Origin of the sequence: Micromonospora parva (genome assembly GCF_000718515.1) — a bacterium.
GTDB lineage: Bacteria > Actinomycetota > Actinomycetes > Mycobacteriales > Micromonosporaceae > Micromonospora > Micromonospora parva.
This window is the reverse complement of record NZ_JNZS01000003.1, coordinates 169,539-195,619: the sequence shown is the minus strand read 5'-3', so window position 1 is coordinate 195,619 and position 26,081 is coordinate 169,539. Positions and strand designations below refer to the sequence as shown.

Below are 26,081 nucleotides of genomic sequence, written 5' to 3'. Positions count from 1 at the left end.
CCCGTCCTGCCTTGGCCGCACCGTCTCCAAGCGTCCGGGCTCAGCTGCCGAGATCAATCCTCGCTGGGGTCGAGGAATAGCTCGGCCAGCCGGGGCAGCCGCCTCCGCATCTCGTCATCATCGTCGAAGTCGAAGTCCACACCCATGTCGGGTTCGCGGGCCTCGTCGATGCTGACCGCAACGTGTTGGCGGGTCTTCATCGCTTCGTAGAAGGCGTCGTCGTCACCACCCGTGACCTGTTCGTACGCCTCGCTGGCTGCGTAGTTCACCGACTCGGCGAACAGCGTGCCGTCCTCTTCCTCGGCCGCGGCTTGTCGTACCACGGGATGGCCAGCCAGTCCGTCGGGGGAGGCCAGGACACGTTCGTACCACTCGCGTCCCAGCGCGATAACTCCGGCCCGGAAATCTATGAAGCTGTCGTCCGAGCATCCACCGCCGATCAGGTACGCGGCCGCCCACACGTCCCAGCGGTAGAGCGCGTCATGGAGCTGATCGAACAGCTCCTGGAACTCGAGGATGCGCTTCGGTGATGTTGCGGCCAAGCGCGTCACCAGTGCCGCAGCAACGGCCTCACCGTCGTCGCCGGTCCGCCCGTCCAGACCCGCTCCGGCCGACTCCACGACCGCCCAAAACTCGTCAACATCCACAGCGCGAGAGTCTTCCACGGCCAACCGACACAACTCATGCCCTGCAACCCAGGCACCAGTCGCGAGCAGCCGCTCAAGCCTTCCTGACCCTGAGCATGCGCTCACGGACGCGAGCCGGTCGTCATGGGTAGCGGTTGTCTCGGCAGGCGTAGGGGTAACGGTGCAGACCGCCACCGCTGGAGACCGCCCGTCAACCGGGTGATGGGAGATGGAATCGACGCTGACGAGCGTGAGCGGCTCTTGAGTGCGCCTCGTAAGCAGTCCACTGTTCTGCGGATGTCCGGCCTGCCGCCGGCCGTGATCCGCGATCAGAAGGCGATGAAGTTCATCGCCGAGAAGATACGGCCGGGCGGTGGCGTGCCGCGCGCAGAGACCTGAGCGAGAATGGGCCAGTTCGAATCGCAACCCTGGAAGGACCCTCCCTTGGCCGGTGGACTCGTAGCCCTGCTGGATGACGTGGCGGTGCTGGCCCGGGCCGCTGCCGCGTCGATCGATGACATCGGGGCGGCCGCCGCGAAGGCCGGCGCCAAGGCTGCGGGTGTCGTCGTCGACGATGCTGCCGTCACGCCGCAGTACGTGCGGAGCCTGGCGGCCGAGCGCGAGGTGCCGATTATCAAGCGCATTGCCGTGGGGTCGCTGCGCAACAAGTTCTTCATCATCCTGCCGGCGGTGCTGCTGCTCAGTCAGTTCGTGCCTTGGCTGCTCACTCCGATCCTCATGCTCGGCGGCGCCTACCTCTGTTATGAAGGCGCGGAGAAGGTGTGGGCCAAGATCGCCCATCACGGTGCCTCCGGCGCGGGCGAAGAGAAGGTGCAGGACGAGACGACACTGGTGTCTGGGGCGGTGCGAACCGACCTGATCCTCTCGGCGGAGATCATGGTCATCAGCCTTAACGAGGTGATCGATGAGGCGTTCTGGTCCCGCCTGACGATCCTGGCTGTCGTCGCCGTCCTCATAACCGTCCTGGTGTACGGCGTGGTGGCCCTGATCGTCAAGATGGACGACGCCGGGCTGCGCCTGTCGCAAGGTTCCGGCGCCGTCGCCACGTTCGGCCGCGGTCTGGTGAGGGCGATGCCGGTGGTCCTCAGCGTGCTGACGGTAGTCGGCACCGCGGCGATGCTGTGGGTGGGTGGGCACATCCTGCTGCTAGGCACGAACGAGCTGAACCTGCACTTCCTGTACGAGGCCGTGCACCACGTGGAGGTCGCCGCCCACGACGCCACGGGTGTTCTCGGCGGGCTCGTCGGCTGGCTCGTCAACACGGTGGCCAGCGCGGTCCTCGGGCTGATCGTCGGAGCGCTGGTCGTGCTGGTCATGACTCTCACGCTGCACCGCCGCACATCCAAGGCTGCGGCTGCGACTGCGGCGGCCACGACTCGTACTGACGGCACCATCCCCGCGCCGCCGAGCCGTGCAGCTCGGCGCCGCGACGCCCCTGCGGACCAAGCGCCGCGCGGTTGACCGCGACATCATCGCAACTCGACCACGGGGGTCAGGCGTTCTGGTGCTGAAGCCCTCTGGCGCTCCAGCCGCACCCGGTGGAGTCGGAGTCTTCGCTGGTAGTGGGCCGTGTTGGCGCGGTATCGATGTCGTCGTCGCCATCGTGACCATCGATGGATGTGGCCGAAGGGTCGAATCGTGGTGATCTCATGGTCGAGACCGACTGCGATCATCGCGCTCACCGGTGCGCGAACCGCGCCAGCAGATCATGCAGACCCGTCCGCGACCCGACGATTTGATCGACCGACACAAGCGCGAAAGCTTGCCCTGGTAGCCGTGTACGGCATCAGGACCACTGGATGCGCCACACCACATTGACCTGGGTGGAACGGCACTGCCGGCACGTGGCCGCAGGTGAACCACGTCGCGTCGCCCCGTCCGAGCAGGGAACAGCAGCCGCGGGTGCGTGCGTTCCCGACTCACCGCCGATTCAGTCGTCGAGCGTCTTCAACAGCCCAAGCGTGCGCGACTCGATCAGCCGGTAACCGGCTTCGTTCGCCACGCGCAGCGCGGCCTTGGCGTGCTCGCGAGCGACGTCGGGCTGCCCGGTGGCCAGGCACACCGCCGCCAGCCCCACCAGCGCACTCGCCTCGCACCACACGAACCGGGTCTGCCGGGCCAGGTCGAGCGCCAGACGGTGTTCCTCGGCTGCCTCTGCTGGCCGTTCAGCGGCCAGTAGCACGCGACCGTAAGCCTCTCGTGCCCACGCCTCGGTGCCGGCGTCGCCGATCTCCTGCGTCAACGCCACTGCATGTCGCGCGTCGGCGCAGGCGCGTGGTGCGCGGTCGGTCATCGACCACAACAACGCACGTCCGCTGAGCGCCGTCGCCTCGCCGTACTGGTAGCCAAGATCGCGGTTGGCGACCAGCGCCCGGTCGTACAGCTCCTCGGCGGCTTCCCGGTCTCCACGGTCGCGGCGGATGCCCGCGAGGTCAACCAGAAGGACCGCTTCGTTGTACCGTGAGCCGCTTCGTTCCGCGCAGGCTAGGGCGTCCCGGATGTGCTGGTCCGCCTGCGACAGCGCACCGAGCTGCCAGTGCGCGAAGCCGAGGTTGGCGAGGGACATGGCCTCGCCGCCGTCGTTGCGGTATTGCCGGTTGAGCTCCAGGGATCGCTGGGCGCAGTCGATTGCGGCTCGGGGATTGCCGAGGCGCTGGTGCACCGCGCTGAGATTGTTCAACAGGGCCGTGCGTCCCTCCGGCCACCGGTCATGGGCGTTGATGCGGAGGCCGTCGAGGAGGTGTTGGCGGGCTTCCTCGTATCGGCCGGCGGTGACGTGGGCGAGGGCGATGCTCAAGTGCATGCTGGCCTGGGCTGTCAGGTCGTTCGCGGCCTCCGCGGCAGCCAACCCTCTGGTGGCTGCGGACAGCCACTCGGCGCGGCGTCCACGCTGGTGGAACCAGGCGCGTAGGGCGTCGGTGAGCTGCCAGACAAAGCGTGCATGCCCGTGGTCGGCGGCGTTGATCGCTGCGATGACATTGGCTGCCTCTGCGTCCAGCCACGCCAGCGCCTCGTCGGCATCGGGGAACGATTGTTGCGGGACCGGCCCGGGGAGCCTGAGGAAGTGGGGGATGAGTTGACGTCCGGCGGCGTCGGCCCTGCTGCGATAGTGCTCAAGCAGACGCTGCCGGGCGTCGTGACGGGTGGTGTCGTCGTCCTCCGTGACAAGCCGGTCCACGGCGTACTGGCGGAGCAGGTCGTGGAACCGGTATCTGTCGCCTCCCTGATGCTCGATCAGGTGTGCGGACGCGAGGGCGCGGAGTGTTCTCGTCGCGATGGGGGGCGCGACCCCCTCGAGCGCGGCGGCGACGTGGGCGGTGAAGCTGCCACCGGGGACCAGCCCGATGTGACGGAACATTCGTTGCTGAGCGGTGGGCAGGGCCCGATACGACATCGCGAAGGCCTTCGTGACCGCGCCCTCGTCGGCACCGTCGACGGTCAGGCTGGTGAGAGGACCGCCCTCATCGAGTTCCTCGGCCAGTCCGGCGATGTGGGGATGGCCGCTCGTCTGCAGGTTCGCTGCCGCTATCCGCAGTGCCAGTGGCAGGTGCCCGCAGAGGTGGGCGAGGCGGGCCGCGGCGCCGGCCTCGACCCGAACGGCCTCGTCCCCGAGCATCGCCGCCAGCAGCCGTACGGAGTCCGTCGGGCTGAGCACACCCAGCAGCAGAGATCGGGCGCCGGCCCGGACGACCAGCTCACCGAGCCGACGACGGCTGGTGATCAGGACAGTGCCGCTGGGCGGGATCAGCGGCATCACCTGGTCGGCGTCACGAGCATTGTCCAGCACCAGCAAAATCCTGCGGCCGGTCATCGTCGAGCGGAACAGCGAGACCCGGCCGTCCTGATCGTCCGGAACAACGCGGGGGTCGACACCAAGCCCACCAAGTAGCTGTCCGAGCGCGGCGGACGGTGTGACGGGTGGACGCTCGACGTCGAAGCCGCGCAGGTCGATGAACATCTGACCATCGGGGAAGGCGCCACGCACCCGATGCGCCCAGCGCACCGCCAGCGCCGTCTTTCCGACTCCCGGGATTCCGCTGACAACCCAGACCGTCGTGGCGCTGGACCCGCCCGATAGCTGGTCGAGATGGGTCATCTCGTCAGTTCTACCGATGAAACCTGGTACGTCCTGTGGCAGCTCCTCCGGACGGTGCGGGACGCTCGACAGTGCGTCGCCGCGTTCCGCCGGCAGCACCGGATCACCTCTGAGGATGAGCCGGTGCAGGCGGCTGAGCTCGCGTGACGGTTCCAGGCCGAGATCGTCGTGTAGCCGGGTGCGGAGATTGCGGTAGACCTCCGATGCTCGATCGGCCTGGCCCTCGAGATACAGGGCTGTCATGAGCTGACCGACGAGGCGATGCCGATAGGGCTGTCCGGCCACCTGGTCGGACACCTCGCGCACCACTCTCCTCGTGCGACCCAGGCGCAGCAGCGCGTCCGCCCGGTCCTCCGCAGCCGTCCAACGGGCCTCCATGAGACCGGAACAGAGCAGTCGGCGTCCGGAATCGTCGACGACGTCGAGCAGTGGTTCACCTCGCCACAGGTCCAACGCCTGGTCCAGCAACTCCACGGTGGTGGGATCGTCGGAGGAGCCTGCGGCCTGCTGCACGAGGGCGGAGAAGCGGTGTGCGTCGACGGTCGCGGGATCGGTGTGCAGCTGGTAGGCGCCGCGCTCGCTCAGCAACTGCGCGGATGCACCGGTCTGCCGGAAGGTGGCCCGTAGGCGCGAGACCATGGCCTGCACCGTCGCTCGTGCGCTGGGCGGGGGCGCCTGCGCCCAGATCAGGTCGATAAGCCGGTCCGCCGGTACCGGTCGATTGGCCTCCAGAACGAGCGCCGCCAGGAGCAGCCGGGGCTGTCGTCCTCCGATGGCGAGACGGACACCCTCGGACCAGATCTCCACCGGCCCGAGGACCCGAAACTCCATGTGCACATCCCTGCCGTCGCTGCCTGTGCGGGCCGGCGCGACTCCTCTGCAAGCATTTTGCAAGATCGCTGCATGCGCCGGCCCTGATTATGGTCGAGCCCGCTGACAGTGAGCGGGCGGTACGAGCGTGCGCTTCGCGCCGCGGCCAGCACGGGGGTGGCCGCGAACGACGAGGGGTGCGCACGGTCCGGTGCGCTTATCCGGGGGCGACGAGCGACGCATCGACTGGGCGACGGCCTTGGGGGAGAGGCAGTCGCCGATGACGTGGCGGGCTTCGAAGACCGGTGAACACCGTGTCGGACGACCCTGCCACCTCGCTTGCCACGGCGATGTTCTCCGCATCGCCGGTGTGATGGCTGCTGGCCGAGCACAACGATCCACCGGCCGGACGCGCCGTCCACCGGACGGCACCGGCACCGGCCGGTCAGCCAATAGAGGGAGTGCGATGAGAAACCCCCTGGCCCTGATCAGCGCGACAGTTGTGCTGGCAGCGGCAGTGTTGACCAGTGGCGTCGCGCAGGCGGCGCCCGATTCGGCCACGGCGCCAGCCGCCGTCGGAGCCGTCGCGCCGCCGCACACCGAACCGCCGGTCGCCGCCCCGCCGGTCCCGCGACCGACGCCGTTCAAGGAGGCGCCGCTCGGCACCGCCACCGGCAGGACGGCCGCCCCGCCCGACTTCGGCCCCGGGGAACGCGTGCTCTCGGCGTACCACCGGGGGAAGCTCTCCCGCGACGACGCCGTGCGGTATGGCCTGGCCGCGGTGCGTTCGCCCCGGTCGTTGCCGGTGCACCTTCGGCCGACCGGTGCCATCCACGACCCGCAGCGATATCTGACCTACCTGTCGATGTTGGCGGCGAGCGCCGATGCGGAGGCGGCGCGGGCCATCGCGCCAGATGTCGCGGTGCCTGCCGGCGCCGCCACGGCCGCCGACTACGACGACTGCGCCGCCGAACCGTACGACTACCTCGGGGTGACCTATCGCTGCCGGGCGTCGGCCGGCGAATTCCTCGTCCTCTACAACATCGCCGGTGGAGGCAGGCCGGGCATCCCGGCGGACGCCAACCCGAACGGCCGGGCGAAGGCGGTGCAGCATCTGCTGAACGCGCTCTCGATCGCCGTCGACGAGTATCGCGAGATGGGCTACCCGCTGCCCGTGCGGGACGGCAAGCCCTGGGTGCTGGTCTACGGCGTCGACGAGATTCCGATCGTCGGCGGGGCTGGCCTGCCCATCGACGCGCCGTTCGTCCTGCCGTTCGGCTTAAACCAGCAGGCGACCATGCTGGTGCCCAACGGGCAGGACGACTGGGACTACCTGCCGCGGCATGAGCTGTTCCACGTCATGCAGTACCAGTACTGGGATCGGTCCGACGTCGGCCTGGACTACCTGGCCCTCTTCGTGGGCGGCAAGGAGTTCGGCTCGATGAACTGGTGGATGGAGGCCACCGCGGAGTGGGCGACCCGCCAGACCTACGCCCGTGCGCCGTACGTGCCCATCCCCGGCGAGGAGAAGCTGTACGCCCGCAACGTCTACGACGTGCTCAGCAAGCCCGGGGCGGCACTCAACTCCTGGGGCGGGCTGGGCGGCGGTCCACAGTATGGCGCGTTCCTGCTGCCGACCTACCTCACCGAGCAGATCGATGCCTCCTTCGTGCGACGCACGTGGGAAAGCGTCCGGGACCACGACCATCTGCCGATCGAGGCGATCCGGCACACCGCTGCGGGCTACGGCCTGAACTTCGCGGACATGCTCCTCAACTACCACATCGCCAACTATCGGCTGGCCAAGGCGAACGCCGCGCCCGCACCGACGGTGGACGCCTGGCGCATCTACGGCTACTCCGACTCCGACGCGAGCCTGTGGCGCGGCAACCTCACCGGCGCGAGCGGGACGAGCGGCGACGCCCTCGGGGGTGCCAGACCGGCCCGCAAGAGTCACTCGACGCCCGCCGGCACCCAGGTGGAGTACCAGGACATCCTGCGTAAGGGCGGTGCTGTCTACCACGACTTCCGCGCGGTCAAGAACTCCGGCGACGCGAGCTGCGGATACTGCTCGACCCTGCTGGTGGACACCACCAGGGACACCAACCGCAGATCTGCCGTCGTCGTCTGGTCGCCGACGGGAAGCACCGGCACGCTGGCGAAGTACCCGAGCATCCACACCGTGCGCCATCCCGACGCGGGTGGACTGATCACGGTGCCGAACTTCGCGTACCCCATGGTGGCCACCCTGGTGACCACCTGGACCGAACTGGACATCCACTCCGCCGACGCGGACGGCAGCCCGAAGACGTTCACCACGAATGTGGAGAGCGTGCTGCCACTCACGGCCCGCTCGTGCGCGCTGCGCCCGCTCTCGGTGCGCAGCGTGGAGACCACCGTCGAGCCGGAGGGCACGTTCAACAGGTACGCCGCCAGCACGCCGGACGGCTGGACCGGTGGCGACTCCACGTACTCGGTGAAGTTGCCGGACGGCCGGATCGTGTGGCTGTTCTCCGACACCTGGATGGGCCCGCTCAACGGCGACGGCACCCGCCCGGTGAGCGCGCCGCTGGTCAACAACACCTTCGTCGTGCAGAACGGCGGCAGCCTCACCACCTACCAGGGTGGCACCGCCGGGGCCCCTCGGGCGTTGATGCCGCCGTCGGGGCCCGGCAAGTGGTACTGGGTCGGTGACGGCCACCTCTCGGGCGGACAACTTCAAGTGGTGTACCAGGAGTACGAGCGTTTCGGCTCCGGCGCCTGGGACTGGCGGTTCAACCGCAACGTGGTGGCGAACTTCGCCCTGTCCAACCTGCGGACCCCGGTCAGCGTCCGGGAGTTGCCCTCGGCCAGCGGGGTCGCCTGGGGCTCGGGGCTGCTGCCGGCCAGCCGCAGCGGCGACGGCTACACCTACGTGTACGGCGTCGACGACTCCCCGATCAACAAGCAGATGCGCATCGCCCGGGTGTACGGCAGCGACCTCGCCAACGGCACCTGGCAGTACCACACGCCGTGGGGTTGGACGCTTCGGGAGCAGAACTCCCGCAACCTGCTGACCGGCATCGCCAACGAGTACAGCGTCACCCCCTGGGGCGGACAGTTCCTCCTCCTCAGCCAGGACAGCACCGAGGCGTTCAGCGGGCAGATCAACGCCTGGACGTCCTGCTCACCGTACGGTCCGTTCACCCAGAAGACCCCGGTCTACCGGATGCCGGAACCCGGCCCCTACGGCAGCTACTGGAACCCCAACGTCATCTCCTACAACGCCCACGTGCACCCGGCGCTCAGCTCCGGTGACACCTTCATCGCCTCCTACAACGTCAACAGCATGGACACCCGCGTCTCGCCGGACGCGGATCACTACCGCGATCCGGGCATCTACCGCCCCCGCTTCTTCCGGTTCGTCCTCGGATAACTGCTGCGGTTCGGCCGGGCGTAGGACACGCCCGCCGAAACGATCGGGCATCACCGGCGCCGCTGCGTGGCGCCAAGAGCGCGACGCGACGTGGTCGCCGCCCATCGCCAGAGCTGGCGAAGGGCGGCGACCATTCGACATTCGCCCAGGTGACGGCAGACCCTCGCCCGTCCAATGTGGCTTCATGTGGCTCATCCCTTGACTTAACCGGAAAGCGGGCGTAAACAAAGCACAAGCAAAACGAAACGGCGGTGAAACAACACGATGTACGCCGAAGAACGACAGCAGGAGATCCTTCGCATCGCCCGGGACGTGGGCCGGGTTGAGGTGGCCGGCTTGGCCGACGGACTCAACGTGACGTCGGAGACCATCCGCCGCGACCTCACCATCCTGGAGCGGGCCGGGGTGCTGCGCCGCGTCCATGGTGGAGCGATCCCGGTTGAGCGACTCGGGTTCGAGCCCGCGCTGGCGGCGCGTGACGCGGTGCTCATCGAGGAGAAGGAGCGCATCGCCAAGCTCGCCCTGAGCGAGGTGCCCGAGGAGGGCGCGATCATCCTCGACGCCGGCACCACCACCGCCCGGTTGGCCCAGCTGCTGCCGGTCGACCGGGAGCTGACCGTCGTGGTCAACTCGCCGGTCATCGCCGCGACCCTCGGTACCTACGCCAACCTCAACGTCCTGCTGTTGGGTGGGCGGGTCCGCGGGAAGACCCTGGCGACCGTCGACGACTGGGCGCTGTCGCCGTTGGCGGACCTCTACGTCGACGTTGCGTTCGTCGGTACCAACGGCATTTCGGTCGAGCGCGGGTTGACCACCCCGGACCCGTCCGAGGCGGCGGTGAAGCGGGCGATGGTTCGTGCGGCCCGCCGCACTGTGGTGCTCGCCGATCACACCAAACTCGGCAACGACTATCTGGCCCGGTTCGCTGAGCTGGCCGACGTCGACCTGCTCATCACCGACAGCCGTGCCGACCGCGATCTGGTCGGTGACCTGGAGTCCGCAAACGTCCGGGTGGTACGCGGATGAGAGCGGGCCGGGCATGATCGTCACCGTCACCCTCAACCCCAGCCTCGACCGGGCCGTGGAGGTCGACTCACTCACCCGGGGCGAGGTCATCCGGGCTGCCACAGCTCACCTCGACCCCGGCGGCAAGGGCGTCAACGTGTCCCGTGCCCTGCTGGCCAACGGGGTGCCGTCGGTAGCGGTGTTGCCGTCCGGCGGCGACGAGGGCAACCAGCTCATCCGCCTACTTCAGACGGAGGGTGTCGAGGTCCTCGCCGTGTCGATCTCCGGAAGGACCCGTTCCAACATCACCCTGGCCGAGCCCGACGGCACGGTCACCAAAATCAACGAGCCTGGCCCGGCCATGTCCCGCGCTGAGTTCGACGAGGTGATCGACCGTGTGCTCGCCCGCGCCAGCAGCGCCGACTGGGTCGTGCTGTGCGGCAGCGTCCCGCCCGGCCTGCCCGCTGACGCCTACGCTCAGTTGTGCCGCAAGCTGCGCGCTGCCGGTGTCCGGGTCGCCGTCGACACCAGCGGTCCTGCCCTGCGCGAGGCCGCCCTCGCCGGGGCGACAGTGCTCAAGCCCAACCGTGACGAACTGGCCGACGTGGTCGGCACCCCGCTGACTGACCTCGACGACGTGGTCGATGCCGCTCAGTGCCTGCGGAAATGGGGAGCCGGCACCGTCGTGGCCAGCCTCGGCGCTGACGGCGCTGTCCTGGTCGACGCCGACGGCGTCCGCACCGGCACCTGTCCGGTCGCCCGGCCCCGCAGCACAGTCGGTGCCGGCGACGCGCTGCTCGCCGGGTTCCTCGCTGCGGGCGCCCAGGGTGCCACCGCTCTCGCTGAGGGCCTCGCCTGGGGTGCCGCCGCGGTGAGCCTGCCCGGCAGCCGGATGCCCGGCCCCGCAGACCTGTTCCGCCACCACGTCACCATCCACCCCTAGCCGGACGAGCTTCTTCCCCCGCGGCCGTCTGGTCCGCCCCTCGATGAAGGAGATACCCCCCGTGACCTCCTCCTCCTACACACCAGAGGTGAAGGGCCAGGGCCTCAGGGCCACTGTGCAACGCCTCGGCGGCTACCTGGCCGCGATGGTCATGCCCAACATCGGCGCGTTCATCGCCTGGGGCCTGATCACCGCGATGTTCATCCCGACCGGCTGGATCCCCAACAAGACCCTGGCCGAACTGGTCGGCCCGATGATCAGCATCCTGCTACCGGTGCTCATCGGCTACACCGGCGGACGGCTGGTCCACGGCCAGCGCGGTGCCGTCGTGGGTGCGGTGGCGACAATGGGCCTCGTCGTCGGCGCGGACGTGCCGATGATCCTCGGCGCGATGATCATCGGGCCACTCACGGCGTACGTCCTCAAACTGTTCGACGGCCTGGTCGAGAACCGGATTCGTCCCGGCTTCGAGATGCTCGTCGACAACTTCAGCGCCGGCATCATCGGCGCCGCGATGGCCATCGGCGGCGTCTACGGCATCGGCCCGGTGGTCGAATGGCTCACCAAGCAGGCCGGTTCGGGCGTCGACTGGCTCGTCGGCAGGGACCTGCTGCCGCTGACCTCGGTGCTCGTCGAACCCGCCAAGGTGCTCTTCCTCAACAACGCCATCAACCACGGCGTGTTCGGCCCGCTGGGCATCGCCGAGGCGGCCGACAAGGGCAAGTCGGTCCTGTTCATGATCGAGTCGAACCCCGGCCCCGGCCTCGGTCTGCTGCTCGCCTTCATGGTCTTCGGCCCCCGCGCACTGCGCCCCAGCGCCCCGGCCGCGATCATCGTGCAGTTCCTCGGCGGCATCCACGAGATCTACTTCCCGTACGTGCTGATGAAGCCGAAGCTGATCCTCGCCATGATCGCCGGGGGTGCGGCCGGCGTCGGCACCTTCGTCATCACCGGTGCGGGGCTGGTCGCCACCCCCTCGCCGGGCAGCATCTTCGCGTACCTCGCGGTGACCCCCAAGGGCGGCCACTTCGGGGTCATTCTCGGCGTCGTGGTCGCCGCCGCCGTCACCTTCGCTGTCGCCTCGGCCCTGCTCGGCTTCGGGCGCGGCGAGCCCGTCGCGGACGCTGTCGGCCCTGACGAGGAGACGGCAGTACGCCCGGAGCAGGAGAGGGCCGTCGACCCCGACGGGACCCTCGACAAGTCGGCGAAGCAGGAGGTCTGAACACATGTCCACCATCAACGGCACCGAGATCAAGAAGGTCGTCGTGGCCTGCGACGCCGGCATGGGCAGCAGCGTGATGCTGGCCAGCCAACTTCGGCGGCAACTGGCGAAGAACGCGGTGACCGTCGAGCACACGCCGGTCAACTCGATCCCCGCCGACGCGGACGTCATCATCTGCCACCAGGGGCTCGCCGCGCGGGCCCGGGTCAGCGCACCCGATACGGTGATCGTGCCGATCCAGGTGTTCATCGGCGACCCGGCCGTCACCAGGGTCGTGAACGCGGTGCAGCGCGGTGGTGAGCTCAGTGGCTGAGCTGCTGGCCCGTGACGCGATCCGGCTCGACGAGCGGGCCGGATCGCGGGACGAGGCGATCAGCCGCTGCGGCGCGGTACTGGTCGAGGTCGGCGCGGTGGCCCCGGCGTACGTGGACGCGATGCTCGCCCGCGAGCAGAGCGTCTCCACGTACATCGGGGAGGGCGTCGCCATCCCGCACGGCACGCTGAACAGCAAGGAGTCGGTCCAGCGCGACGCCCTCGCGGTGCTGCGCTTCCCCGACGGCGTCGACTGGGACGGCTTCGACGTGCGGGTCTGCGTCGCAATCGCGGCCGCCGGCGACGGGCACGTGGACATCCTCGCCCAGCTCGCCACTGTGCTGATGGACCCGGCGCAGGCGCAGCGGCTACGAGAGTCGACGAGTGTCGATGACGTGATCACCATCCTTGAGGGGAACCCATCGTGAAGGTCGTCCGATTCCACGCACCCGGTGACGTCCGCATCGAGGACGCGCCCGAGCCCACGCCGGGCCCCACCGACGTGAAGATCCGCGTCCGGGCATGCTCCACCTGCGGCACCGACGTGAAGATCTCCCGCTTCGGCCACCACCACATCGCCCCGCCGCGCGTCATGGGCCACGAGATCGCCGGTGAGATCACCGAGGTCGGTGCCGACGTCACCGGCTGGCGGCCGGGGGACCGGGTCCAGGTCATCGCCGCCATCCCCTGCGGTACGTGCGCGGAGTGCCGGCGCGGCCGGATGACCGTGTGCCCCAACCAGGTGTCGATGGGATACCACTTCGACGGCGGGTTCGCCGAACACATGGTCGTGCCGCACAACGTCCTCGCCGTCGACGGGCTCAACCGCATCCCCGAGGGACTCAGCTTCGCCGAGGCGTCCGTCGCCGAACCCCTCGCCTGCGTCCTCAACGGCCAGAACCTCGCCGGTGTGGGGAAGGGCGACGACGTGGTCGTCGTGGGCTCCGGGCCGATCGGCTGCCTGCACGTCCGCCTGGCCCGGGCACGCGGCGCGGCCCGGGTGTTCCTCGTCGACCTCAACCGCGAACGCCTCGACCTGGCCGCCAACCTGGTGCAGCCGGACGCGGCGATCTGCGGCGCCGAGACCGACGTCGTCGACGCGGTGCTCAAGCTCACCGAGGGCCGGGGTGCCGACGTCGTCATCACCGCCACGGCCGCCGGCGCCGCCCAGGAGCAGGCGGTGCAGATGACCGCACGGCAGGGCCGGATCAGCTTCTTCGGCGGCCTGCCGAAGGACAAGCCGGTCATCTCCCTGGACTCCAACCTCGTGCACTACCGCGAACTGACCATCGTCGGTGCCAACGGCTCCAGCCCGGAACACAACAAGGAGGCGCTGCGACTCATCGCCGACGGCTCCGTGCCGGTCGCCGATCTCATCACCCACCGCCTGCCGCTCGACCGCGCCCTCGACGCCTTCGGCATCGTGGCGCGGGGCGAAGCGATCAAGGTGACGATCGAACCGTAGGAGGATCCGTTGCCCACCAGAACAGTCCTCGTCGGCTCCGCCAGCGGGCTGCACGCCCGCCCGGCGGCGCTGTTCGTCGCCGAGGCGGCGAAGCAGCCGGTGCTGGTCACCATCCGCACCGGCGACAAGAAGCCCGTGCCGGCCCGCAGCATGCTCGGCGTGCTGTCGCTCGGCGCCAAGAAGGGCACCGAGGTCACGCTGGAGGCCGACGGCGACGGCGCGCAGGCCGCCGTCGACACCCTGGCCGACCTCCTCGAACGTGATCTGGACGCCGTCGATGCGTGAACTTCGGGGAATCGGGGCCAGCCCCGGTGGTGCGGCGGGGCCGGTCTACCGGCTGGCCCCGCCGCCGGCCCTGCCGCCGTCGGCGGAGACCGTTGATCCCGCTGCCGAGAAGGCGGCCGTGCGGGAAGCCGTCCTCGTCGTCGCCGCCGACCTGACCCGTCGCGCTGACACCGCACTGGACGCGACCGCCGCCGAGGTCCTGCGCGCCCAGGTCATGATGGCGCAGGACGAGACACTGATCGACGCGGCCGACATCGCGATCGACGGCGGCGCGGACGCGCCGCACGCGCTCACCGACGTGCTCGCCGGGCACCGGGCCGCCTTCGAAGCCGCGGGCGGGTACCTCGCCGAGCGGGTCAGCGACCTCGACGACCTGCGGGACCGCCTCGTCGCGGCGTGTCTCGGGCAGCCGATGCCGGGCGTGCCGGACCCCGGCCACCCGTACCTGCTCATCGCCAGCGACCTGGCGCCCGCCGACACCGCCGGTCTCGAACCGGACCTGGTGCTGGGCCTGGTCACGGCCGAGGGCGGGCCGACCAGCCACACCGCGATCCTGGCCCGGACCCTCGGCATCCCGGCCGTGGTCCGCTGCGCGGGCATCCTGGACGTGGCCGACGGCGCGTTGGCCAGTCTCGACGGCGCGAGCGGCGTCGTGGTGGCCGGCGTCTCCGCCGAGACGGTACGCACCGTCAACGCGGACCGGCTCGCGGAGATCGAACGCCGCGCCCGCTCCCAGGGCCCCGGGCGGACCAGGGACAGCCACCCCGTCGCGCTACTGGCCAACATCGGCTCGGCCCGCGACCTCACCGGCGAGGTGGAAGGCGTCGGCCTGTTCCGCACCGAGCTGCTCTACCTCGACCGCAGCGACCCGCCGTCGCACGAAGAGCAGGTCGCCGCGTACCGCGACGTCTTCGCCGCGTTGCCGGGCCGCAAGGTCGTCGTGCGTACCCTCGACGCCGGGGCCGACAAGCCGCTGCCGTTCCTGCGTCTGGCCGACGAACCCAACCCCGCGCTGGGTGTCCGCGGTCTGCGGGTCGCACGGCAGACACCTACCGTGCTCACCACGCAGCTGGCCGCGATCTCGGTGGCGGCCGCGGCGACGGACGCCGACGTGTGGGTGATGGCGCCGATGGTCGCCACCGCGGCGGAGGCGGCCGCGTTCACCGAGTCCTGCCGCGAGTACGGCCTGCCGACCGCCGGCGTGATGATCGAGGTGCCGGCCGCTGCCCTGCGCGCCGGCCAGGTGCTGCGCCACGTGGATTTCCTCAGCGTCGGCACCAACGACCTCAGCCAGTACACGTTCGCCGCTGACCGCATGTGCGGCGACCTCGCCGACCTGCTCGACCCGTGGCAGCCCGCGCTGATCGCCCTCCTCGCCACCTGCGCGGCGGCCGGCGTCGAGGCGGGCAAGCCAGTTGGCGTGTGTGGAGAGTCCGCAGCGGACCCCGATTTCGCTCTGGTGCTGGCAGGCCTGGGCATCACCAGCCTGTCCATGGCTCCCCGCAGCATCCCGGCGGTGCGCGAGTCCCTGGCCGCGCACACCCTGGACGAGTGCCGCCAGATCGCCGAGGCGGCCCTTGCCGCCCCCAGCCCGGAGGCAGCCCGGGCGGCGGTGGCGGTGCTCCGCTCCAGCTCCGGGTGGGCGACGGGTGCACCTGACGAGGACATCCGGATCCGCGGCTGACAAGGCGTGGCCGTTATCTGGGACGCCCTAGCGTCATCAACGGTAGGGCAATGAGTCTCGGACACATTGTTTCCCCACGAAGCGTGATGTCTCCTCGCGTTTCGAGCGATCCCCGTCCCATTGGGCGGGGATTTGCTGTTGTGGCGAGGATGCCCTCCGCAGAGGTGAGCGGGTAGATAGCGGGAAGGACACCAACCCGGACCGTCGGACGGCTGACGTAGGTGGTCGTTGTTCGCCGATGTTGGCCGCCTACTGCTGCTCAAGATGGGACGCTGGCACGTGGATTGGGCAGCGAGCCGGGGGAGGGTGGCATCGGGATCACGGTGAACGGCCTCTGATGCGTACCGCTTTGATCGTAGTAGCGGCGCTGGTGGCGGCGGTGGTCGTGGACCTGATCTCCGGCGTGCTGGTTCGCCGGGTAGACCGTGGCCGTTACCGGTGGTTGTTGGAGCCGTTGCGGCATACCTGCCGGCGTCCGGCGGCGGCGGTACTGCTGGTGGGGGCGCTGTACTACGCGTTGCCGTTGGAACCGGTCGGGTGGCAGCGTCATCTGCGGCACGCCGTCCTGGTGGCCCTGGTTCTGTCCGGGGCTTGGTTGGTGATCAGGGCGCTGCACGTCGCCGAGGCCGTCGCGTTCAACCGGCTGCCGGGTGACGCGGTCGCCAGCCGGCGGGTCCGGCGGGCTCGGACGCAGATCCGTCCCGTGCGGCGGCTCACCGTCGCCGTCGTCACGATCGTCGCCATCGGCCTGATACTGATCACCTTTCGGCCGGTACGCCTCTTCGGTGTCTCCGTGTTGACGTCAGCGGGGGTCGTCGGGGCATTGATCGGCCTGTCTGCCCGTACCGCGCTTGGCAACGCTTTCGCCGGTGTCCAGGTCGCCTTCGCCGACGGGCTGCATGTCGGCGACGTGCTGGTGGTGGACGGTGAGTGGGGCCGAGTCGAGGAGGTGAAGCTGACCAACGTGGTGATCCGGCTCTGGGACGAGCGGATGCTCATCCTGCCAACGACGTACTTCACTGAGCGGCCGTTCCAGAACTGGACCCGAAACGAGTCCCGGGTAATCGGCAAGATCCAGATTCATGTCGACCACACCGCCGACCTGGACGACCTGCGCCGGGAGACGCGTCGGCTGGTCGAGTCCTCATCGCTGTGGGATCGCGACCAGTGGGTGCTCCAAATGGTCGATTCCACGCCGCAGACGGTGGTCATCCAGGTGCAGGCTTCGGCCGCCGACGGCGCGAGCGCCTGGGACCTGCGCTGCGACCTGCGCGAGGGGCTGATCTGCTACCTGCGCAACCACCATCCGCAGTGGCTGCCCCGCACCCGTAGTCAGTATCAGCCCTGAACATTGCTTGAGGACTCGCGTCCGGCTACCACGGAGCGACGCCCGCTCACGTCGCGCTGGCCTGCGTGCTGAGGCAGGACATGGTTGGGCCACTCCCCGATCGTCCAGCCCGGAACACACCCGCGAGAACGGATGCAGTGACCTGCGCCTGACCGCTCAGCTCGCGCCGCTGGACCGCTCCCTGCCCTTCTCGTCCCGCCAGCCGCCGGGTTGGGGATGGTAGCCGTAGGCGGCAGCCCGGACTGTTTCCTCGTTCTCCAGCCCTGAGCCAATCGCACCGCCAACAGTGGCCAGTGAGCTGGTGATCCAGGCGAGCCTCAGATAATCGCTGGCATTCACCTGCCGCTGCAGAATCTGCTCGAACACGGATGTGTCGATCAGCAGCGCCCCGACGAGCACCGTTCCCACGAACAGCACCACGTAGGACACCGCCGTGGCCAGACTGAGAGTGAGGATCGTACCCAGGTTGAACAGCCGTGCCAGCTCAGCCGGCGTCTCGCGGCTCGGCTTCTCCCACAGGTCGTGCGCAACGATCAACCAGGCCACCAACGCGCTCAACCCGAGCACCATGATCACAGCGAGCCGGAGTCCGCCGAGGGCATCGCCCATCTGCCAGATGGTGTCCGTGGTGAGCGCGAACGCGGCCGTGCCGAACGCGCCGACCAACAGCTTGGACAGGCCCAGCAGTGCCCGTCCCGGACGGTTGGCGCGAACCATGCCGGTCAACAGGCGCGCCCGGCCGATCAGCCCCGAGGCGAGGTAGCGCCGCTCACCAGCGTCGGCCCCGTCGACCACCCGACGGACGGCGGGAAGGTGCCGTGTCGTCTCGGCTGGTGCCCTGTCGGCCGGCGGCACCCGGTGGTCGGAGGCGTCGGCCAGCAGCTGGTTCACCAGATCCGGGACGGCTGTGCGGACCGAGCGCATTTGCCGCAGTCCCAGCGCGGGCAGGGAAATCATCCCGACTTGGCGTCGGCCGGAGGTCTGCGCGACCAGGGGCGCCCGCCCGACATGCAGTGGCAGGTCGGTCAGGCAGATGGCGACGTCCCACCGATCGTCCGTACGCCGCCTCGCAAGATCGTCAAGCAGCGCCTCCGCGCCGCCATCGCGACGCGGCGCCACCTCCCCCCAGCCTTGCCGGACGGTCCACCGCACGTCCGCGCTCACCCGCTCGGTGAGCCCGCTGACCAACTCCGCAGTGAGCCACCCAGCCACCCGGGCCGGCTGGTCCGGTGGGGTTGCCACCAGTCCCACGACTATTTCCGGGCGATGCCGTTCGCTGTGGGTCACCGCTGCTCCTCACCGGTAGCCGGGCACAGCCGGCGACGGCGAAAACCGGGGGCGTCACGCGCCGTCGCGACAGCTCCGGTGCCGATCGACATGCTGGTAGAGCCAGGTCGCCGAGGGGAACGTCTCGACCGTCGTACAGCGCCAACGCGACGCCTGCGTCGAACCGGTGGCCCGCCCAGGCAGCCTAAGAGACCACCGCGAAGGGTGTAGCTGATTCGCCGGGCTTAGGTCTTTTCGAAGGCGGACTACCACAAGACCATCAAGAAGACGACCGGCCGCAGGTCGGCAGGAAACCGCAGACATGCTCCCCGCCGACCTTCCCTCCGGACGCTACTCGTCGTTCACGGTGAACGCTCGAAGCCCGAGGTCTGGTGCCAGCGCTTCGGCAAGCCAGGTAACACGGTGATCACCAGCGGCCAGGCCGGCGCGAGCGACCGTGCACCAGTCGTCGCGATCGAGCAGGGAAAGGTAGCCGCTCAGTACGCGCTCGCGTCCGCCCTCGGGCCAAGCTATTCGGTCCGCCGCTGGGTGATGTAAATGCTCAGCCAGTTGCGCGGCGATGACGAAACGCTCTACCGACGGCTCTAGGCGGCCGGCGTGTTCGCAGTGGGCCTCTAGAACTGCGGAGGCGGGCGGGTAGTGCTCGAGCGTGATGCCCGTGCCGCCGCTGTCAGCCATGATGGTCAGCAGCAGGCCAGTGTGATCGACCAACTCACTGTCAGGATTCGCCGCGGTGATCGCCTCTTGCAGATGCGCCGTAGTGGCGACCAATCCGGCGAAGTAACGGTTGAGGTAGTCGCCATCACAGGCGCGTCGAAGCATCCACGGCCGCGCTGCGGTGCTGCCGATCGTGCACAGGGACTCCACGACATAGACCCGTCCCCAGCCCGTGACCCGCTCGGCCAGCCACAGCAATGCGTCCGAGCCACCGCACCACGACCGCCGTTCGAGCGCACGGGCAGCCAGTGGGCCGAAGCGGCCCGACAGCAATCCGATCGTTTTGATCAACTCGATGTCGTCGTCATCCCAGAGGGTGGTCAGCAACGCCAGACCAACAGTCGCAGCGCAGCGATCGGTCGCGTGCTGGACAAGCCATCGACCGGTCGCTCGAACACGTTCGGCGTCCACCCGACAGGCCGCAGCCATGATGTGTTCATTGGGATGGATCGGAACATCGATGTCATGGAACGCCCCGGCAAGGTCGCCCGGAACGGCGGACCGATCGGCGAAGTGCGCGTCCAGAACGGCGGCGACATCAGCACCGCTGCGGCGCCGATCCTCCGGCTCTCGAGGACGGGACTTCCGACCTCGGTGCTGCCTGTCATCTGGATACGGCTCACCGCCACGGAAAAGAGGCGCGTCTGGATCCTCGCGATGGATCCGCATCGCGTGATCAAATAACGACAAGTGGGGTCCGAGCAGGCCTGGCTCGGGTGTCACGCTCACCGGCGGACGGAGGACTCGATTCTTTCGATCATGCCCGGATCATGCCAGGCACTTCGACCGACCGGCAATCCCGCGCCGGACTGGTTGACCTCCCGGCCCCGTGCAAAGAAGAAGCATGTCCACAGAAGCCCGGTAGCAGCTGCGGCTGGACTCCCAGGCCCCGGCCCACTCAGCTGCATCCGCCCCTGCCTGCGGCTACACGTTCTCCCAGCCTGCCGACCTGCGCACTCGCTTGGCGGAAGTCGGCAATGAACGCTGACCCGGCCCGGACCGGGGTGCGCGGGCGGCGCCGGTGCCCGTCCCGGCTCAGCCCCGCCGGCCGGGAAAGTCGACGGTGAACGGCGAGGTGCCCACCCGGATGGAGCTGGGGTTTGCCGGCGGCGCCCAGTTGCAGCTTGAACAGCATGTCGGCGAGTTCCGTACCGGACTGCCGCTCAACGGTCCGTCGCAGGCGGACCAACGAACGCGAACAGAACTGGGTTCGCCTACTGCCGTTGGAGCATTAATCCTGCCCTCAGGTTGATCGGGGAGGATGAGCGCAAAAGCATCAACTGGAGGGGGCGGGCTGGCGTGCAGATCATGATCGCCGATGACGAGGCGGCCATCCGTGAGTCGCTGGAGCGGGTGCTCCAGGTCGAGGGTTACGGCACCAGCACCGCCGCCAACGGTCTCGCCGTGCTCGACGGGGTCGGCGCAGACGCGCCGGATCTGCTGATCCTCGACGTGATGATGCCCCGCCTCGGCGGGTTGGAGACCTGCCGGCGGTTGCGGGCGGCGGGTAGGGATCTGCCGGTTCTGATGCTGACCGCTCGGGATCAGGTCTCCGACCGGGTCGCGGGGCTGGACGCGGGCGCCGACGACTACCTACCCAAGCCGTTCGCCACCGAGGAGTTGCTGGCCCGGGTGAGGGCTCTGCTGCGCCGCCACGCGCCGGGCGACGACGAGTCGCAGATCCTGTCGTTCGCCGACGTCCGGCTCGATCCCGACAGGTTCGAGGCGTGGCGAGGTGGGCGACCGCTGTATCTGACCCGAACCGAGTTCTCCCTGCTACAGGTCCTCGTGCGCAACGCGACCCGGGTGTTGACCCGCGACGCGCTGTTCGAGGCGATCTGGGGCTTCGACATGAGCACCACCGCCAACAACCTTCAGGTGTACGTGAGCTACCTGCGCCGCAAGATGGAGGCCGCGGGTGAGCCGCGATTGATTTACACGCTGCGCGGCTTGGGGTACACGCTGCGGGAGACTCCTCCGTGAGCAGGTCCGCCGGTTGGGTACCGCGTCGGCTGACCCGATGGTGGCGCCAGCGGTCCCTGCGAACCAGGCTGACGGTGATCGCGGCCACGGCCATCGCGGTCAGCGTGTTCCTGGCTTTTCAGGTGGCCAGCGAACTGCTGGACTCGGAGCTGCGGGACAACGCCGAGAATCAGCTACGCGCGGACTCCCGCGTCCTGGCGACGACAGTGGAGCGCACCGGTCTGGCGCAGGTCCAGCTACCGCCGTATCCCGGATCCGGTCGGCTGGTGCGGGTCATCCTGCCCGATGGTTCGACCCGGACGCCGGCCGGCCAACCGGCGCTGCCGCCCGTCAGCGGGCACGCGTGGCGCGTGGCGCAGGGCGCGTCGGCCGACCTGATGGAGTCGAACGACAGCGACGACGACGGCTACCTCATCTACACGCTGCGGGTGGGCGACGGCGCGGTCCAGGTGGCCCGCAACAGCGACGACAGCCCGGTCAACCAGTTCGGGTTGGGCATGCTGCTGATCGGTCTGCTCTGCGTGGCCGGGGGCGCCCTTGTCGGGCGGACCGTGGCGCGGACCGGGCTGGCACCGATCGACCGGCTGACTGCCGCCGCGGTTCGTGTCGCGCAGACCCGGGACATCGACGCCGATATCCCGGACGAGGGCGGCGGGGAGATCCGGCGGCTGATCCAGTCGATCAACGACATGCTCGCCGCGCTCCGGGACTCCCGGCGGGCCCAGCGGCTACTCGCCGAGGACGCCGCCCACGAACTCAAGACCCCGCTCACCAGCCTGCGCCTCAACGTTGAGCTGCTGATCCGGCTCGATCGACGCGGCACGCTGGACAGCGCACTGCCGGCGGACAGCCGGACCCGACTGCTCAACGATCTCGGTGCCCAGGTGGCCGAGTTGAGCACCCTTGCCGCCGAGCTGACCGACCTGGCGCGCGGCGACGTCAGCGACGAGAGCACCGAGCTGCTCGATGTCGCCGACGTGGTGGTGGCCGCCGCGACCCGGGCTCGTTCCCGCGTACCCGACATCGAGGTCGCGCTCGACGTGACCACCGTGTGGGTGAGCGGGCGTCCCGCTGCGCTCCAGCGGGCGGTGCTCAACCTCATCGACAACGCCAGCAAGTGGTCTCCCGCTGAACAGCCGGTCCAGGTCCGGCTCCGTGCCGAGGGCGCGTCGGCGGTCCTCGAGGTCGACGACGCCGGGCCGGGCATCGACGCCGCCGACGTACCGCGGGTGTTCGACCGGTTCTACCGTGCCGAGAGCGCCCGGGCGCTGCCGGGATCGGGTCTGGGGCTGTCGATCGTGCAGCGGGTCGTCGACGCCCACGCCGGCCAGGTCACCGTCACCCGGTCCGCACGCGGTGGCGCGCTCCTGCGGATCATCCTTCCGGCCGCAGCCCCGCCCGCTCGGCTCACGCAGCTCACCGCAGGGGCGGACACGGTGACGGCCGCCGGTCCATGACAAAGATCCGGGACGGGCAGAAGCCCGCCCCGGATCTCGACTGTGCCGCCGCGCTCACCGTTGCGGCGCGGTTCCCTCCACGAGCGGCCGTTGATCGTCCGGCAGCTCCACCGGTCGGGACAACCGGCTCGGCCACCACATCCGCCGGCCGATCAGCAGCGTGAGGGCGGGCACCAGGACCGACCGCACCAGTAAGGCGTCGAGCAGCACGCCGAAGGCGACCAGGAACCCGACCTCGATCAGCATCACCAGCGGAAGTGAGGCGAGGACCGCGAACGTGGCCGCTAGGACCAACCCCGCCGAGGTGATGACGCCACCGGTGGCGGCGAGGGCTTTGAGCATGCCCTCTCCGGTGCCGAGACGCACAGTCTCCTCCCGAGCCCGGCTGGTCAGGAAAATGTTGTAGTCGATGCCGAGCGCCACCAGGAACAGGAACGCCAGCAGCGGCACCGAATAGTCGACGCCCTTGAACCCGAGGATCGTGTCGAAGACGAACACGCTGCCGCCGAAGGCTGCGGCGAATGAGACGATCACGGTCGCCATCAGGACCAGCGGGGCCACGATCGCTCGGAGCAGTAGCCCGAGGACGATCAGGACGACGATGAGCACCAGCGGGATCACCAGCTTCTCGTCGCGGGTGGTGGTGACCTCGGTGTCGAGGTTTTCCGCGCTCGGCCCGCCGACGATCGCCTCCGCCCCGTTCACCGCGTGCACGGCGGTACGCACCCGCTTGATCGTGTCGTACTCCGCGGCGGTGTCCGGCGCGTCGGTTGGGAACACGGAGATGTCGGCCCACCCTCCGCTGGTCTGCCCCGGGACGGCCAAGGCCACACCGCGAGTGCCCTGGACGACGTCGAGCACCCGCTCCTGGTACGCCGGCCGTGTGAAAATCGTCATCGGCTGGCCGCCGAGCTCCGGGAAGTGCTGGCGGAGGACGCTGAAGCCGGTGACCGACTCCGGCGCGGACAGGAACTGGTCCTGCTCCCGGAGGGCGCCGGTATTGCCCGCCAGCCCGATGGCGAGCACGCCGAGGACTCCGAGCGAGCCTAGCGTCGCCACCCACCGTCGGCGGCTGATGGCGGTGCCGAGCCGTCCCCACAGCCCCGGCTTCTCCTGGACGGCCGTGTCGAACCGCGGGATGGCCGGCCAGAAGATCCGCCTGCCGAGCACCACGAGCACCGCCGGGAACAGCGTCAGCATGGCCACCAGCGCGCACAGGATGCCGGCCGCGCCGATCGGGCCCAACCCGCTGGTGCTGTTCAGGTCGGCGACGAGCAGGCAGAGCAGGCCAGCGATCACGGTGGCCGCGGACGCGACGATGGCCGGCGCCGCGCCGCGTAGCGCGTGGACCATCGCGACCCGGACGTTCTCGTGGTGGTGCAGCGTCTCCCGGTACCGGGCGATGAGCAATAGCGCGTAGTCCGTGCCGACGCCGAATACCAGGATCGTCAGCAGCGCCGAGTTCTGGTCGTTGATCACGATGCCGAAGCCCTTGACGAGCAGGTAGACGGTCGCCATCGCGGTCAGTGCGGCCGCGCCCACAGCCATGAGCGGGATGAGCCATAACACCGGGCTGCGGTAGGTGAGAATCAGCAGGAGCGTGACGACGACGACGGTGGTGAGGAAGACCTGCAGGTCGATGCCGTCAAAGACGGCGTCCATGTCGCCGTCGACCGCGGCGGGTCCGGTCACGTCGAGTTCCAGGCCGGCGGGGCGGTCCTTCGCAGCCTCACGCAATGGGCCGACGATGGTCTCTGGTGCGCCGTAGGTCGTGCTCACGTCGAGGGTGAACATCATCGCCTTGCCGTCGGTGGAGGGTTTCGTCGCTGGGCCCTCGTCGTCCTCGCCGCCCGCCGCCGTCGCCTTCGGCGGGTACCGCTTGGCAAGGGTGTCGTGGTGGCGCTCGACCGACGCGCGGTCGGCGTCGGTCAAGCCGCTGGCACGGTGGTACACGAAGACGAACGTGTTGTCCTCACCGCCGGGGAGGCTGTCCTCCAGCACGGCCACCTTGGTGGACTCGGCGCTGGCCGGCAGGGTGTCCACGGCTCTGTCGGTGGTTACCGAGCTCAACTTCCCGCTCAGCGGCACCATGACCGCCGCCAGCGCCACCCACAACCCGATCACCAACCATGGCACCCACCGGCCTGCCAAGCGACCGGCCGGTGCTTCCCCGGGCGGTGCTGCATTGACTGCCATCACTAGTTTCCTCCATACGGGTCACATCGCTTATCTGATGCCGACTTCGTACCGAGCGAATCTGAGACGACCGTTAATGCGCCGGTCAGGCCGAATGGCCGAGCCAGATGCCGAGCGCACGCACCAGCGTGGCGGGGTCCAGATCCTGCGCGGTGGGCAAGGCCCGGGCGACGCAGCCGTCGGGCCGGATCAGCTAGGCGTCGACGTCGATCCGGTCCGTGCGGGTGGCGACGGTGTTGACCGTCCGGTCCACGCGGTCGCGCCGTCGCGGACATCTGCGCGGTCGGCGAGGCCGAGCAGAAGCACACGACCCTCACGCAGCAGGTCCGCGGACCGGATCACGTGCACAGGATCCGAATCGGCAGGTCGTCGTCTCTCACTCCTGCCCGAGATCATGCCGGCAGTGGAGATCGGTTGCCGGCTCGGCCGTACGCACTGGGGTCGGGGCCTGGCCACCGAGGCGGCCCAGGCGGTCGTCGCGCGCACTCGTGCCGAGCTCGACCTCCGGCGGCTGGTCAGCATTCACGTCGTCGGCAACGAGGCGTCCGCTCGGGTGATGGTCAAGCTGGGCATGTCGTTGGATCGCGAGACGGTGCAGCCGGGCACCGGCCGCCGGGTCCGGGTGTACGCGATGGACCTGTAGCGCGGCATTGAGGCATGAGCCTGGCGGTCAGCGTTGGCCGGGCCGGCCTGCGAAGCGCGTCACGATTTTCGAAGCGCGTTAGCGATCTCCTGCCGCAACAGTGCGGCCTCGTCATCGCTGTCGCACAGCAGCAGCACAGTGAACTCTGGCCGACCGACCGGAAACGCCCAGTGCCGCACGGCCTGCGACAGGATCCGGAACAGCGTGTTCCGATCGTCTGCACTGCTCGACAGCATCCGGGTCACGTTGTCGACGACGATCAGGTACCCGTCCGCGGGCAGCCAGTTCAGATCACGAAGACAGTCGGACAACGCGTCCCAGTTCCAACCGAAGTAACCGGGGAAGAGCAGCGCGTCGGAGAACTCGTAGAAGGCGAGGTCCGCGTCCGCCATCCTCGTTCCGTCAAGTCGGGCCACGACGAACCTGCCCGTTGCGGGTAACACCGCCGCCAGCTCGACCAGGGCAGTGCGTGAGCAGACCACGAGGTGATCGGCGGAGTCGTTCCGCCCACTGCTCGTCATTCAGCCCAAGCTACGCGACGGCGTTCGATGAGGCTCCGGCATGCC

Annotated in this window: 20 protein-coding genes and 1 pseudogene; 15 read left to right on the top strand and 6 right to left on the bottom strand. The window is 69.2% G+C overall.

Annotation, left to right across the window (positions count from 1 at the left end):
* Window positions 1–53 precede the first annotated feature (53 nt).
* A complete protein-coding gene (locus IF22_RS0104105; RefSeq protein ID WP_030328537.1) occupies window positions 54–647 on the bottom strand; it encodes a DUF4240 domain-containing protein in 594 nt (197 codons plus the stop codon).
* A gap of 423 nt (window positions 648–1,070) precedes the next feature.
* Between IF22_RS0104105 and IF22_RS0104095 the strand changes: the two genes are divergently transcribed.
* Window positions 1,071–2,108: a DUF808 domain-containing protein gene (locus IF22_RS0104095; RefSeq protein WP_030328535.1), complete on the top strand. Its 1,038-nt coding sequence runs from the start codon at window positions 1,071–1,073 to the stop codon at window positions 2,106–2,108.
* Between the two features lie 469 nt (window positions 2,109–2,577).
* Here IF22_RS0104095 and IF22_RS0104090 read toward each other — a convergent pair whose 3' ends face one another.
* Window positions 2,578–5,550 (bottom strand): AfsR/SARP family transcriptional regulator, encoded by a 2,973-nt coding sequence (locus IF22_RS0104090; RefSeq protein ID WP_245233518.1) that lies wholly within the window; start codon window positions 5,548–5,550, stop codon window positions 2,578–2,580.
* A gap of 469 nt (window positions 5,551–6,019) precedes the next feature.
* Between IF22_RS0104090 and IF22_RS0104085 the strand changes: the two genes are divergently transcribed.
* From IF22_RS0104085 to IF22_RS0104040, 10 genes and pseudogenes are all read left to right on the top strand, one after another.
* Entirely contained in the window at window positions 6,020–8,968 is a 2,949-nt protein-coding gene (locus IF22_RS0104085; RefSeq protein ID WP_030328531.1) for a glycoside hydrolase family 183 protein, read from the top strand.
* Window positions 8,969–9,232: 264 nt separating this feature from the next.
* On the top strand, window positions 9,233–9,994 hold the full coding sequence (locus IF22_RS0104080) for a DeoR/GlpR family DNA-binding transcription regulator (protein ID WP_030328528.1): 762 nt from the start codon (window positions 9,233–9,235) through the stop codon (window positions 9,992–9,994).
* A gap of 13 nt (window positions 9,995–10,007) precedes the next feature.
* A complete protein-coding gene (gene pfkB, locus IF22_RS0104075) occupies window positions 10,008–10,916 on the top strand; it encodes a 1-phosphofructokinase (protein ID WP_030328526.1) in 909 nt (302 codons plus the stop codon).
* 61 nt (window positions 10,917–10,977) lie between these two features.
* Window positions 10,978–12,138 carry a mannitol-specific PTS transporter subunit IIC gene (mtlA, locus tag IF22_RS0104070; protein ID WP_081883686.1) on the top strand — a complete coding sequence of 387 codons (1,161 nt, stop codon included), beginning with the start codon at window positions 10,978–10,980 and terminating at the stop codon, window positions 12,136–12,138.
* Between the two features lie 4 nt (window positions 12,139–12,142).
* Window positions 12,143–12,451 carry a PTS sugar transporter subunit IIBC family protein gene (locus IF22_RS0104065; protein WP_030328522.1) on the top strand — a complete coding sequence of 103 codons (309 nt, stop codon included), beginning with the start codon at window positions 12,143–12,145 and terminating at the stop codon, window positions 12,449–12,451.
* On the top strand, window positions 12,444–12,878 hold the full coding sequence (locus tag IF22_RS0104060) for a PTS mannitol transporter subunit IIA (RefSeq protein ID WP_030328519.1): 435 nt from the start codon (window positions 12,444–12,446) through the stop codon (window positions 12,876–12,878). Before IF22_RS0104065 ends, IF22_RS0104060 begins: the two co-directional genes overlap by 8 nt.
* The gene (locus IF22_RS0104055) at window positions 12,875–13,915 is read left to right on the top strand and encodes a zinc-dependent dehydrogenase (RefSeq protein ID WP_030328516.1); all 1,041 of its coding nucleotides are present in this window, start codon (window positions 12,875–12,877) and stop codon (window positions 13,913–13,915) included. Before IF22_RS0104060 ends, IF22_RS0104055 begins: the two co-directional genes overlap by 4 nt.
* Window positions 13,916–13,924: 9 nt before the next feature.
* Complete coding sequence (locus tag IF22_RS0104050) at window positions 13,925–14,200, top strand: HPr family phosphocarrier protein (RefSeq protein WP_030328513.1); 276 nt, start codon at window positions 13,925–13,927, stop codon at window positions 14,198–14,200.
* Window positions 14,193–15,812, top strand: a pseudogene (gene ptsP, locus IF22_RS0104045) (phosphoenolpyruvate--protein phosphotransferase); the annotation flags it as partial. The gene IF22_RS0104050 and the pseudogene ptsP, both read left to right, overlap by 8 nt.
* A 409-nt stretch (window positions 15,813–16,221) precedes the next feature.
* Complete coding sequence (locus IF22_RS0104040; RefSeq protein ID WP_030328510.1) at window positions 16,222–17,232, top strand: mechanosensitive ion channel family protein; 1,011 nt, start codon at window positions 16,222–16,224, stop codon at window positions 17,230–17,232.
* A 156-nt stretch (window positions 17,233–17,388) separates the two neighbouring features.
* Here the strand turns inward: IF22_RS0104040 and IF22_RS0104035 are convergent, their stop codons facing one another.
* Together IF22_RS0104035 and IF22_RS0104030 are read right to left on the bottom strand one after the other, a co-directional pair.
* The gene (locus IF22_RS0104035) at window positions 17,389–18,519 is read right to left on the bottom strand and encodes a hypothetical protein (protein WP_030328508.1); all 1,131 of its coding nucleotides are present in this window, start codon (window positions 18,517–18,519) and stop codon (window positions 17,389–17,391) included.
* 330 nt (window positions 18,520–18,849) lie between these two features.
* Window positions 18,850–19,563 (bottom strand): hypothetical protein, encoded by a 714-nt coding sequence (locus IF22_RS0104030; protein WP_209444481.1) that lies wholly within the window; start codon window positions 19,561–19,563, stop codon window positions 18,850–18,852.
* 36 nt (window positions 19,564–19,599) lie between these two features.
* On the opposite strand from IF22_RS0104030, the gene IF22_RS35580 reads away from it, so the two are divergent.
* The 3 genes from IF22_RS35580 to IF22_RS0104020 all read left to right on the top strand — a co-directional run bounded on the left by IF22_RS35580 (window position 19,600) and on the right by IF22_RS0104020 (window position 22,676).
* On the top strand, window positions 19,600–19,920 hold the full coding sequence (locus IF22_RS35580) for a hypothetical protein (protein ID WP_209444480.1): 321 nt from the start codon (window positions 19,600–19,602) through the stop codon (window positions 19,918–19,920).
* 624 nt (window positions 19,921–20,544) lie between these two features.
* Complete coding sequence (locus IF22_RS0104025) at window positions 20,545–21,219, top strand: response regulator transcription factor (protein ID WP_209444479.1); 675 nt, start codon at window positions 20,545–20,547, stop codon at window positions 21,217–21,219.
* A 74-nt stretch (window positions 21,220–21,293) separates the two neighbouring features.
* Window positions 21,294–22,676, top strand: coding sequence for a HAMP domain-containing sensor histidine kinase (locus tag IF22_RS0104020; protein ID WP_245233517.1), 1,383 nt, complete (start codon window positions 21,294–21,296; stop codon window positions 22,674–22,676).
* Between the two features lie 54 nt (window positions 22,677–22,730).
* Here IF22_RS0104020 and IF22_RS0104015 read toward each other — a convergent pair whose 3' ends face one another.
* Entirely contained in the window at window positions 22,731–24,812 is a 2,082-nt protein-coding gene (locus IF22_RS0104015) for an MMPL family transporter (protein ID WP_245233516.1), read from the bottom strand.
* Window positions 24,813–25,275: 463 nt separating this feature from the next.
* On the opposite strand from IF22_RS0104015, the gene IF22_RS0104010 reads away from it, so the two are divergent.
* Window positions 25,276–25,515: a GNAT family N-acetyltransferase gene (locus IF22_RS0104010; RefSeq protein ID WP_245233515.1), complete on the top strand. Its 240-nt coding sequence runs from the start codon at window positions 25,276–25,278 to the stop codon at window positions 25,513–25,515.
* Window positions 25,516–25,574: 59 nt separating this feature from the next.
* On the opposite strand, the gene IF22_RS33590 is transcribed toward IF22_RS0104010, so the two are convergent.
* Complete coding sequence (locus IF22_RS33590) at window positions 25,575–26,036, bottom strand: barstar family protein (RefSeq protein ID WP_081883685.1); 462 nt, start codon at window positions 26,034–26,036, stop codon at window positions 25,575–25,577.
* Window positions 26,037–26,081 lie beyond the last annotated feature (45 nt).